This is a genomic window from Rhodanobacter sp. FW101-FHT13A11, from assembly GCF_058790335.1.
Window position 1 is genome coordinate 1 of sequence record NZ_JBYTCN010000025.1, and the last position, 10,958, is coordinate 10,958.

The window sequence follows — 10,958 nt, forward strand, 5'->3', positions numbered from 1 at the left end:
GCATCACGCCGATACAGAAATTGGCGCTCGCCGCTTAGCTCCACTTTTGCTGTCAGTTAAAAGTGGGGGGATTACCGAGCAATTGTTCCAGGGCCGCTCGCAGTTGCTCGTCTACCACTTCATGTTCGGACCCGACTACATGGCGGGCTGCCCGTCCTGCTCGATGATCGCGGACGGCTTCAACGGCTTCGCCGTGCACCTGGCCCACCACGACGTCATGCTGACGGCGGTGTCGCGGGCGCCGCTGGCGAAACTGCAGGCGTACAAGCGGCGCATGGGCTGGACCTTCCCCTGGGCGTCGTCGTCCGGCAGCGACTTCAACGCCGATTACGGCGTCGGCTTCACCGAGCAGCAGCAAAGCGAAGGCTACGAGTACAACTTCCAGCAGACGCCGCCCATCTCGCGCTCGACGCCGGACGCGCCGAACGCCTTCGCGGCGATGTGCGGCGTCGACGGGCGGACCTTCCTGCGCGAGCTGCCCGGCATGAGCGCGTTCGTGCTCGAGGACGGCGTGGCCTACCACACCTATTCCACCTACGCGCGCGGGCTGGACGGCCTGTGGGGCGCGTACCAGTGGCTGGATCGCGCGCCGCTGGGCCGCAACGAGGACGACGGCATCTGGTGGCGTCGCCACGACGAGTACGCCGCGCCGGCGCAAGGCGCGAGCGAGTCCTGCTGCGCCTGAGCAATGGATGTCGCGTCCGCCATCGGTGCCGGGGCGCACCCGTCGTGCAAGGTTTCCTGGCGCACTTCCCGGCGGGTCTTTGGCGGCGTCTCGGCGCTGCTTTTCGCCGCCAGTACGGGGACAGCCATCGTCGCGTGCACGTCGATGCCGGCAGTGGGCGCACTGCCGATGCCCGGCGGCTGGGCGCTGTGGATGGCCTGGATGCGGATGTGCGGGCAGACATGGTCCGGCGCCGCGGCGTCGTTCCTCGGCATGTGGGTCGTGATGATGGCGGCGATGATGCTGCCGTCGCTGCTGCCGGTGCTGTGGCGCTACCGCCGGGCCATCGGCGATGGCGGCACTGGCCCGTATCGCCAGGTGGCGCTGCTGGGCGCCGGCTACTTCGCGGCGTGGAGCGCGCTCGGCCTGGCCGTATACCCGCCGGGCGTCGCGCTGGCGGCGCTGGCGATGCGGCTGCCGGTCTGGGCGTGCGCCGTTCCGGTGGCGACCGGCGTGGTCGTGCTGGTTGCCGGCGCGCTGCAGTTCAGCGCATGGAAGGCGCGTCGCCTTGCCCGGTGCCGTGAGGAGATGCCGGGACGCGGCCGGCCCTTGCCGGCGGGCGCTGGCATCGCCTGGCGCCACGGCCTGCGTCTCGGCCTGCGTTGCATCTGCAGCTGCGCCAACCTGACGGCCATCCTGCTCGCCATCGGCATCATGGACCTGCGCGCCATGGCCGCCGTGACGGTCGCCATCACCCTCGAGCGCGTCGCCCCGGCAGGTTGGTGCGTCGCGCGAGCCATCGGCGCCGTTGCCGTCGGGGCGGGGTTGGTGCTGATCGCACAGGCTGCGATGCCGATCCTGCCGGCAATCGGTGGGCTCGTTTTCCATTAGCGACGAGTGCCGGTTGCTGGCCGTGCCGGCAAGCGATGCCGGCGAGCCGGTGCCGCAAGGACACGCTGCGGGCGTTGGCCCGATGGGGGCTATTGGTTGAAGCGTGGCACAGGCGCACACTCGCGCGACTGGCGGCCGGTTCGGTCGTCTTTCCGACGAATGGGGCTCCATGTCCGTTCCGAAGACTCATTTTCAAGACCCGGCCCACGTACCTGCGGCACTCGCCGGCGCGTTGCTGGCGGCAATGGCGGAAGGGCTTGGCCGGAGGGTCGGGCGGGCGCTGGCCGATGCCCGGCACCGGCACAACGGGATCCACCGGGCGCGCAAGGGCCTGCGCGTCCAGCGGGCCCTGCTCGCGCTGCTGAGGCCGGCGCTGGACCCGGCCGGGCGCGCCCGGCTGGACCGGATCGATACCCGGCTGAAGCGTCTTTGCAGAGGTCTCTCGCACCTGCGCGATGCCCATGTGGCCGTGCTCGCCGCCGAGGCCCTGGACGATGCGCCCTCGCCGCGGCTTCGGCAAAGGCTGGTGAAGGAATTGACCCGGCAGCGTGACCGGATCACCCGCCATGCACTGCGCCTCGATCCGGCGTTCGCCGCACGACGTGGCGCGGTGGCGGCGGTCCGCGCCGAGCTGGCCGCCCTGCCCTGGCAACGGCTCGATACGCGCGCCATGAAGCAGGCAATCAGCCGCAGCCAGCGTCGCGTCGAGCGCGCGGCGCGCAAGGCGAACCGTTCGCCGACCACGCCGAACCGTCATCGCTGGCGCCGGCGTCTGCGCCGGCTGCGCCTGCAAGTCGAGTCCATCGAGCAGGCGCAGGACCTTGGTGCCGCGATCACGCTCGATGGACTGCCGGGCAGCCATCGCCTGAAGCAGCAGGCCGATCGGCTGGGGCGCCTGCAGGACGTGCAGCTGTTGTGCCGGCTGGCGCGGCGGATCGATCGCGTCCGCAACGACCAGCGCCTTCGCACCCTGCTCGCCGTCGCGATGCGTGCGGCGCGCGCCGGCTACGCCGAGGCGGGTTGACGCCAGACCGCGTCCCGTTCAGATGGCCGGCTCCGGCAGTTCGCCGCCCATGACGGCGAGCACATGGAAACCCAGCCGCTCGCGCTTGGCGTGGCGCTTGGCGCGCGCGGCCAGCGTGGCGATCAGTTCGGGACGGCGCGGCGCCTGCGCGGGCACCTGCACCGCGCCGATCGACACTGTGGTCAGCGCGAAGAACTGCCGTGCGCCGCGGCGGTCCTCGCCCTCGATGCCGCCCAACGCGAGGTCATCCTCGTCGAACAGCGTGCGGGCCCGCTCGTTGAACTCGGCAATGATGCCCCGGCAGCGCGTTTCCCAGTCTCCGCTCTGGAACAGGATCATGAAGTCGTCTCCGCCGATGTGGCCGACGAAGTCGTGCCGCGCATCGATGCTGGCGGTGAGGATGGCGGCCAGCAGGCGGATCATCTCGTCGCCGCGGAAGTAGCCGTACTGGTCATTGAAGGGCTTGAAGTCGTTGAGGTCGATGTAAGCGGCGACGAATGGCCGCTGCTCGCGCATCAGCCGCTCGATGTGGGCGGTGACTGGAATGTTGCCGGGCAGGAACGTCAGCGGATTGGCATAGCGTGCTGCTTCGATCCGCTGCTCGGTGACCCGCCGCACCAGCGACTCGCCGGTGCCAAGGCCGAGGTAACGCCCTTCGCGGGTGATGATGAAGCCGTCGGTGAGATAACGCTGGTCCTCGCCGCGCAACACGTCGGTGAGGCTGTCCAGCGATTGCTGCTCGTCGCAAAGCAGCGGTTCGGCGTGCATGAAACTGACGCAGGACTTGCGCCCGAAAAGCTCGCGGGCGAACGGTTGCGCCATGCGTTCGGCGAACACGCGGCGATTGATCAGGCCGACCGGCCGGTCGCGGTCGGTCACCGCCACCGCATGCAGCGACTCGTTGCGGCCGAACAGCGTGGCCACGTCGTCGTTGAGCTGCTGCATGGTGAGGCTCGGCGCGGCGATCACCAGGTGCCCGGCGTGCAGCGGCCGTTGCGTGACCGGCCCGCGGGGGCGCGGCGGCACCGGGACGGCATGGATGCGGATGGCGTCGCGCGCCTCGTCCCGCACCTCGGCGGCGAGGAAAGGCTGGGGTACGCCGAGCAGGTAGCCCTGCGCGTAGGAGATGCCCAGCTCGCGCAGCATGCGAAGGTCTTCCGCCTCTTCCACGCCTTCGCCGACCAGATCCGCGCCGAGCGTTTCGGCCACGCTGCACAGCGCGCGCACGATGGCGAGCTTTTCCGCGCTGCGCGCCAGCCCGTTGACCAGGTAACGGTCGATCTTCACCACGTCCGGGTGCAGCTCGTTCCACATCTCGAAGTTGGAGTGGCCGTTGCCGAAGTCGTCCAGCGCAATGCGCGCGCCGCGGGCGCGCAAGTAGCCCAGCGCATGGGCCAGCTCGGCGGGATTCTCGACGATATCGCGTTCGGTGATCTCCACCGTGATGCGCTCCATCCCGATGCCCGCGCCAGACAACGCCTCGATCACCTGATCCGGTCGCAGGCCGCCGTGCAGCACGGCCTGTGCGCTGAGATTGACCAGCAGCCGGCCTTGGCCGCCCTGGGCCGCGAACGCGCTGCACACGGTGCGTGCAGCCAGCAGTTCGAATTCGCCCAGCCGCCCCTTGGCGCGCGCCAAGTCCAGCATGTCCAGCACGCTGAGGCCGCCGGCGGCCTCGGCCGGACGGCTTAGGCCCTCGTGCGCGACCACCGTCATGGCCTCCAGCCGCACGATCGGCTGGAACATCGCGCGCAGGCCGGTACCGCCCGTGATCTGGTCGAGCAGTGAGGCGTTGCGGTGGTCCAGGCCGTGGGCTGGGGTCATGGCGGGGGAGTTCCGTGCTCAGGCGAGCGCCTCGGTTGGCAGCAGGACAAGCCGTTCCCTGGCGGCAGCTCGATCCGGAGCCGGTGCGGTCGTCTCGTCCAGGAGGGTGAAGAAGCCCACGTCGCGCACCAAGGCAGTGACGCTCTCCAGCATAGCGCGGCTGGCGGCCGCGGCCTGCTCGCCGAGCGCCGCGTTCTCCTGGGTCATCGCGTCCATGGCGATCACCGCCTGGCTGACCGCGGCGATCTCGTCCCCCTGCGTGCGGCCTGCAGCGAGGATGGCCGTCACCGTCCCGGCCAGCCGGTCGACGCTGCTGCCGATGTTCTCGATCACCTCGCCGGTGCGGTTCACCCGCTCCAGGCCGCTGCGCACGGCTTCTTCGCTGCCGGCGACCAGGCGGCGAATGTCGCGCGCGGTCTCCGCGCTGCGCTGCGCCAGTTCGCGGACCTCCGTGGCAACTACGCCGAAACCCTTGCCATGCTCGCCGGCACGCGCAGCCTCGACTGCGGCGTTGAGCGCCAGCAACCGGGTCTGGAAGGCAACCTGGTCGATGAGATCGAGCATGTCACCCATGCTGCGGCTGCTGCGTTCGATCGAGCCCATGGCATCGATCGCCTCGCCTATCGCGGCGCGGCCCAGCCCGGCCTGGCGGCGTGCCTCGTCCACCGCGCGATCGGCCTGCGTGCCGAGCTGCCGATGTCCGGTCAGGGTGGCGGCGATGCGGGACATGGCACCGGAGGCCTGCTCCAGCCGCATCGCCTGCAGCTCGGTGCGCTGGCTCAGTGCGTCATTGCCGTCGGCCATGCTCGACGCGCCCTGGTTGAGGGTGTCGGCGCGCTGCCGCACACGGCTCACCACCTGCACGAGCTTCCTGTCCATGCGGCCGAGGCCGGCCAGCAGGCGACCGATCTCGTCGTTGCGGCCGGGGTCGACCGGCGCGCCCAGCGCCCCCTCGCTGATCCGCGACGCCACGCGCGTGGCAGCCACCAGCCGTCCGGTGAGCTGGCGCAGGATGCGCAAGTCCATCCACAGCGTGAGGCCCATCGCTGCCAGCGCCAGCGCGACCAGGGCATAGAGGCCGATCCGGTTGACCCGGTGTTGCACGGCAGCCATGGCCTGGCCATCGTCCAGCGCCAGGCCGAACAGGTTGGAGAAGTCGCTTTGCAGCGGCCCGAACGCGTCGTGCACGTCGTTGGATACTTTCAATCGCGCAAGATCGAACTGTTCCGCCTTGAGCAGCTGCATGGTGTCGTCCACTGCCTGGTCGGCCGCCGCGCGATGCGCGTCGATCAGGCCGAGCAACTGCTTCTGTTTCGCTCCCAGGCCGCTATCCAGCAGGCGCTGCCGGTACTTGGCGATGTCCACGCGGCGCGCCCCGATCAGCGTCTGCGCATCGTCGACCGACGAGGGCAGTTCGGTGAGTGCGGCATGGGTGAGCGTCTGCAGCACCGCGTTGTAGTCGTTCTGGATGTGTCCCACCGCCGAGACAGGCGCGAGTGTTTCGGACACGACGCTCTGCAGCCGCGTGTCGGAGCGGCTGAGCAATCCGGCCGACACCAGCAGTACCAGCAACAGCAGCGCCACCGTACCCGCGAGACGGGCAACCAGGCGTGCACCAAACGAGGACGGGGAGGGGAGAGGCAATCGCGGAAACATGGGGATACCGGCTGTCGGGGGAGCTTGCTTAGCGGCAGATCGGATCGGGAGCTTGAGGGAAACTTAAAATATTTCTCTTTTGTTTCAGTGATTTGAAACATCCATGGCGCTTCGCGTAATACGCCAGCCCAGCATAGTCGGCGTACGTGAAAGATCAGCGTCGTGTGCCGAAGTATCCGGGTCGGTTCACGTTGAGCTGGCCTCGGCGTACCTCTTCTTCAGGCGTCGGTTCTCGTCCTGCAATTCCTTGAACCGGGACATCAACGGTGCATCCACGTCGTCAAACTTGCTGCGCCACCAGCAGAACGTCGCTGTGCTGAGGCTTTGTCACGGCACTGCTTCGGTACCGGCGTGCCGGCTTCCGCCTCGCGCAGGAAGCCGATGATTTGTTCTTCGGTAAACCGCTTCTTCACGTCCAATCTCCTTCGGATGGGGGATTGGACTCCAAACCACGGTGCTACTCAAAAGCGGGGACGTCGGTGGCTAGCGAAGATTGCGCAAACGCGCAAACTCTATTCGTCTGCACAACAAGTCTGTTCTTGAAACCATATAGTGGCCGCAGCCGTAAAGCATAAGTTGGCCACCACCGGAGCCGAGTTTTGTGGTTGCGCCCGCCATCCATTGCTGCAAGTTGACTTCGCTGCTTAGCGCGCCCGCGTCTCAGGGGGGCAGTCGCAGTGTGCTGCCTGGGCCCGTTTACACAAAATCTAGGACACGCCCCCATTGCGCAATGCCGCCGGCTTGATCTACCTGGATCAAACCGGTATTGGCCACCTTTGGTCAAGGTCCCTTAGCGTTCCGCGCCTCTTCACGTCGTTTCTGGTCTTCTGCCGCAACGGCTAGGACATCCTCGATCGCGCTCACATGCCAAACTCTGCCGAGGTCTGACTCGGCGTTGACTCGTCCTGAATATATGCCGAGAAATTCCCATACAGGATGAGGCGACAAGACGGAGGACTCTATATCACCTGTGCGCTTTCGATAATTGCCCCTGCGGTAAGCAATGACTGGAGATCCTGATTGGCCCTGACGCGTTCGGCAGTCGATCAGAAAGGTTGAATTCTCTGGCGTTACGAGCGTTAGCTCCTGCGCTAAAAACCCGGTAGCCCAAACCGGAAAGCGTTCGACGGACGACAAGCCAAAAGGAAACCCAATGACGCTGACGGATTCGGCCGGGCCAACCTCGATGCCACAGCGGTCCAACTCAGTTTCTAAGTAGTAAGGGACCTTAGATACGTCATTTCCCCAGTGAAGGTTCAATGCAACCACATCGGCCCGTACACCCAGCTTGCTATGTTCGAACCAATATGGCGAACCATCCTCGCGATACAGGGGAAGACGAACAGGCAGCCACTCACCAATAGAATCGCTATTCTTATGGAAGTGGATGACGATATTGTCCGGGACGCCACCGGTCCTGCTGTTACACGCACCAGTTTCCTGGTGTCGACCAGTAACGTTATGCCTGTTTGTTACCAAAGCGCAGTGGGACTCTCGATCATAGGCAACCAAGAAAGCGGTGCCCGTCGCCAAAACGGTTTCGCCGAAGCACATCTCTATGAGCAGCGACTTCATGGTGGGTATCGTCACACTGAAGCGCTGCGTGTCCTCGTTCATCTAAAGCACTCTATTGTTATTGAACGCATGCGACTACAGCGTTATGGCTGCAGGATAGGCACCTGCGCAGCGATCCGCTGTCGGATTTCTTGGTATACCTCAATGCCCGTGTCGACAGAAACTTCGAGAGATACGCAGATTGCGAATCGAACGGCGCCCTCCCATCGACCAGCTTCTTCCGCGCAGTTCACCTTGCATGAGAAAGTCGATCCGTCGACGAAGGCAACTGCGTCCTCGCCCTCAAAAACCTCGTGCTGCACGGTTCCGCGCTTTGGAGCGTTTTCATCGGTGTTCGCTCGGACAACACGCAGGGGGTTCGAACTCTGAGTCACCCATAACTTAGCTCGACGATATTGATGATGCGTCGGATTGGTTGGTGTGATCCACGCGAGGGTTACGGTGATTCTTCGCCATGTGAGTTTGCCTGCCAGGCTCGGTGGTAAAGGCATAACGAACTCTAGGGCCTCATCCGCTCGCAACGCACCTACTCCAAGCAGCGTGGCGCGCTGGTCGGTGCAGGTTATAGCTCGATCTACGTCGGCCCAGCCGTAACCAAGCCACCGGGAGAGATAGTCCTTTTGCAGGCGTCGCTTTGCTCTACCGTCAACGATGCATCAAGCAGTTGCTAGCGACTGACTGCGAAAACGATCAACTGCCAGCGAATAGCGCCTTGCCCCTGCGTGTGTTGATGATGATTCTGAGGAGGCAAGGTATGCCCCTTCGCAATACCGATCTCATCGCCACATCCTGTGCATCGGTAAATGCCAGGATTGGGTGCCTGCACGCCAGGGGCATGGTTAGCATCGAACGCTTCACTCAGGTTTTGCTGAAGAAAATTTCCGTTTTTGTATGACGCCATAAGCTGTTCTCCGAGGGACGGCGTAGCCCGCCGCATAGCAAAGATGGAATGAAATGGCGGAGCCAGAACTCGACTCCGCCACGACCTCACTTCTCTTTGCGAACCCCCTTGAACGGCTTCATATCGGACTTGACGTCCATGAAGCGGCCGGTGTCGGCGTTGCGTTTGACGTAGTGCCCAGAGGGCGTCTGGGTTTGCGAACGATCACGCACCGCACCGTTGCGGTGGCCGTCGCCTTTGGGTGGATTTGTTGCCATGGTTTTGCTCTCCTTAGAGCGTTGAGGTTGATGTCGCTGAAGGACCCCATGCACAAGCGGCTAGCTGTGCAGCACGGGGGTGGAAACCCACCCCCGCCTGCACCCGATTACTCGGGCACCCAAATCGGCCAGGCTTTCAGGCCCACGGAAGATGCATAAAGCTTCTTGCCGTTTTTCAGGGTGATGAACGCCCTGAAGATAAGCTTGTAACCCGGACGAGAGGGAGCAGCGGCTGCCGTATTTGGCATGACTGTGGCCTTGTCAGGCACCCCACCAAAAACTCTAGGATTGAGCACGATTTGACAGAGCAACTTAGGTGCTCGATACTCCTCGGACTGTTTACGACAGTTCCCAGAGACCACACCAACGGGATGTATACGGGTATGGTTTTCTGTTGGGAGGCCGGCTGTCACCGACCACCCAGATCAATCTGATTTTTAAAAGAACTGACTTCAAGGCTTGGCAATTTCTGCCAGGCCTTTTTTGTTGCGTTCAGGCTAGCACTCTACAGTGCCGAGTGCCAGTCCCCGCATCCAGCGAAAAGATCTATGACCGCAATGGGTTACACATTCAACGAATCGCTGACACCGATTTCAATTTGACACTATAACGAACAACTGCGGTGAAGTGTCGCAGGTGAAGTTCGCTGTTGTCAAACCGAAAATTCGGTATAGTGTATGAAAGTATCCCTTGTTCAGGAAAGCGGAATGTGATATGGGACTGAGCCTCGGGGAAAAACTGCGCACACTCAGGAAGGACAAGAAACTCACTCTTGATGCGCTCGCGGAGAAGGTTGGCATCAGCAAGAGCTACCTGTGGGAGCTGGAGAACCGGCCCCAGTCCAACCCCTCCATTGAAAAGCTTGGCGCTATCGCCACGGTGCTTGGGGTGCCCACGGCTTACTTTCTGGACGATGAAGTCGCCCAACCCAGGGAACACCACCTGGATGAAGCATTTTTTCGAAATTATCAGAGGCTCGACGCATCCGACAAAGAACAGTTGCGGCGCATCCTCGACACCTTCAGGAAGGCAAGATGAGCACCGAGGCATGGACGCCAACTCGCGCAGCGATTCGCATCACGAAACAGCTAAATCTGTTTTCGAACTATCACGGGACACCTCGCTTCCCGGTCAACGTCACAGAGCTGGCGATGGAGGCGGCGAATCTGTTCGGGTGGAAGGATCCGATCACGGATGTGAGGGCGGAAAGTATCCCTGGCTTTGAGGGAGCCTTGTTCGCCAACGATGCTCGCTCCCGGTGGATGCTTCTTTACAACAAGGACCTGACTTCCGACGGTCGTATACGATTCACACAGGCCCACGAACTGGGCCACTACATCCTTCATCGTCTTGAGTGTGACCGCTTCGAGTGCACCGACAAAGACATGCTCAATTGGAAGGCCGATGGTCGCAACATCGAAGCGGAATCAGACCTCTTTGCTTCCTATTTGCTGATGCCACTGGATGACTACCGGGACCAGTTGAAATCAGCACCGATATCGCTGGATTTGTTCGGCCATTGTGCAGATCGTTATGGCGTATCGCTCACCGCCGCCATCCTAAAGTGGCTCGAATGCACCGAAGAGTCCGCGGTGTTCGTCATGTCCAAAGATGGTTTCATCGACTGGGCCCATTCGAGCAATCGCGCGATGAAGGCCGGTGCTTTTTTTGCGACTCGAAGAGGTAGCCCCATCCCGATTCCAGAGAACTCGCTGGCCGGTGATGATTCTGTAGCGCATGATCGGCTTGGCAGGGAAACCACCGCGTCAGTCTGGTTCCCCAAGGCCGAAGAGCAGTTTTCGCTACGGGAAATGAAGATCCGAGCTGACCAATATGATGCAACGCTGACGCTGTTGCACCTGCCCCGATCCGCAAAGGTTTGGCCCGCTTGGAACGATAGCGAGCGTTAAAGAAATCGTGCCTTGGGGCAGACGGTTGTCCAGCGCGACGCTCAAGACCAGGAATGACCGGGATGGATGTGTATGCGTCGCTCGGCGAGCGGCTAAGTGTGCGGGCCGCTGTGCGAGTTTGGTGTCGTGTTTTCGTGCGCGGCCAAGGTGCGCTCCGCCGTACCGGCCACCTTAGAGGGCTGACCTTGCCCTCGAATTCCGCACCCCATAACCGAGGTCATGAGCTGGCTTGTTTGACCTGATCGGTCAGCCAGTG

The 10,958-nt window shown here is 63.3% G+C and carries 9 protein-coding genes and 1 pseudogene; 5 read left to right on the forward strand and 5 right to left on the reverse strand.

The window, feature by feature from the left end:
• From AC3WRN_RS16495 to AC3WRN_RS16505, 3 genes are all read left to right on the forward strand, one after another.
• Positions 1 to 685, forward strand: a 685-nt coding sequence (locus tag AC3WRN_RS16495) for a DUF899 domain-containing protein (RefSeq protein WP_492623799.1), incomplete at its 5' end; no start/stop codon positions are given.
• Between the two features lie 3 nt (positions 686 to 688).
• Positions 689 to 1,555 (forward strand): DUF2182 domain-containing protein, encoded by an 867-nt coding sequence (locus AC3WRN_RS16500; protein WP_492623800.1) that lies wholly within the window; start codon positions 689 to 691, stop codon positions 1,553 to 1,555.
• Positions 1,556 to 1,724: 169 nt separating this feature from the next.
• Positions 1,725 to 2,579, forward strand: coding sequence for a CHAD domain-containing protein (locus AC3WRN_RS16505; RefSeq protein WP_082823566.1), 855 nt, complete (start codon positions 1,725 to 1,727; stop codon positions 2,577 to 2,579).
• A gap of 18 nt (positions 2,580 to 2,597) precedes the next feature.
• Here AC3WRN_RS16505 and AC3WRN_RS16510 read toward each other — a convergent pair whose 3' ends face one another.
• The 5 genes and pseudogenes from AC3WRN_RS16510 to AC3WRN_RS16530 form a co-directional block, all read right to left on the reverse strand.
• The gene (locus tag AC3WRN_RS16510) at positions 2,598 to 4,403 is read right to left on the reverse strand and encodes a GGDEF domain-containing protein (RefSeq protein WP_068094330.1); all 1,806 of its coding nucleotides are present in this window, start codon (positions 4,401 to 4,403) and stop codon (positions 2,598 to 2,600) included.
• Positions 4,404 to 4,421: 18 nt separating this feature from the next.
• On the reverse strand, positions 4,422 to 6,047 hold the full coding sequence (locus AC3WRN_RS16515; protein WP_492623801.1) for a methyl-accepting chemotaxis protein: 1,626 nt from the start codon (positions 6,045 to 6,047) through the stop codon (positions 4,422 to 4,424).
• Positions 6,048 to 6,260: 213 nt separating this feature from the next.
• Positions 6,261 to 6,472 (reverse strand): annotated as a pseudogene (locus AC3WRN_RS16520) (transposase); the annotation flags it as partial.
• 367 nt (positions 6,473 to 6,839) lie between these two features.
• Complete coding sequence (locus AC3WRN_RS16525; protein ID WP_492623802.1) at positions 6,840 to 7,634, reverse strand: trypsin-like peptidase domain-containing protein; 795 nt, start codon at positions 7,632 to 7,634, stop codon at positions 6,840 to 6,842.
• Between the two features lie 987 nt (positions 7,635 to 8,621).
• A complete protein-coding gene (locus AC3WRN_RS16530) occupies positions 8,622 to 8,792 on the reverse strand; it encodes a hypothetical protein (protein WP_492623803.1) in 171 nt (56 codons plus the stop codon).
• 714 nt (positions 8,793 to 9,506) lie between these two features.
• Between AC3WRN_RS16530 and AC3WRN_RS16535 the strand changes: the two genes are divergently transcribed.
• On the forward strand, positions 9,507 to 9,830 hold the full coding sequence (locus AC3WRN_RS16535) for a helix-turn-helix domain-containing protein (RefSeq protein WP_492623804.1): 324 nt from the start codon (positions 9,507 to 9,509) through the stop codon (positions 9,828 to 9,830).
• Entirely contained in the window at positions 9,827 to 10,702 is an 876-nt protein-coding gene (locus AC3WRN_RS16540; protein ID WP_492623805.1) for an ImmA/IrrE family metallo-endopeptidase, read from the forward strand. Before AC3WRN_RS16535 ends, AC3WRN_RS16540 begins: the two co-directional genes overlap by 4 nt.
• Positions 10,703 to 10,958 lie beyond the last annotated feature (256 nt).

Coding starts and splice junctions, on each gene's coding strand:
- AC3WRN_RS16500 (WP_492623800.1), top strand. CDS start 689: ATGGATGTCGCGTCCGCCATCGGTGCCGGGGCGCACCCGTCGTGCAAG.
- AC3WRN_RS16505 (WP_082823566.1), top strand. CDS start 1,725: ATGTCCGTTCCGAAGACTCATTTTCAAGACCCGGCCCACGTACCTGCG.
- AC3WRN_RS16510 (WP_068094330.1), bottom strand. CDS start 4,403: ATGACCCCAGCCCACGGCCTGGACCACCGCAACGCCTCACTGCTCGAC.
- AC3WRN_RS16525 (WP_492623802.1), bottom strand. CDS start 7,634: ATGAAGTCGCTGCTCATAGAGATGTGCTTCGGCGAAACCGTTTTGGCG.
- AC3WRN_RS16530 (WP_492623803.1), bottom strand. CDS start 8,792: ATGGCAACAAATCCACCCAAAGGCGACGGCCACCGCAACGGTGCGGTG.
- AC3WRN_RS16535 (WP_492623804.1), top strand. CDS start 9,507: ATGGGACTGAGCCTCGGGGAAAAACTGCGCACACTCAGGAAGGACAAG.
- AC3WRN_RS16540 (WP_492623805.1), top strand. CDS start 9,827: ATGAGCACCGAGGCATGGACGCCAACTCGCGCAGCGATTCGCATCACG.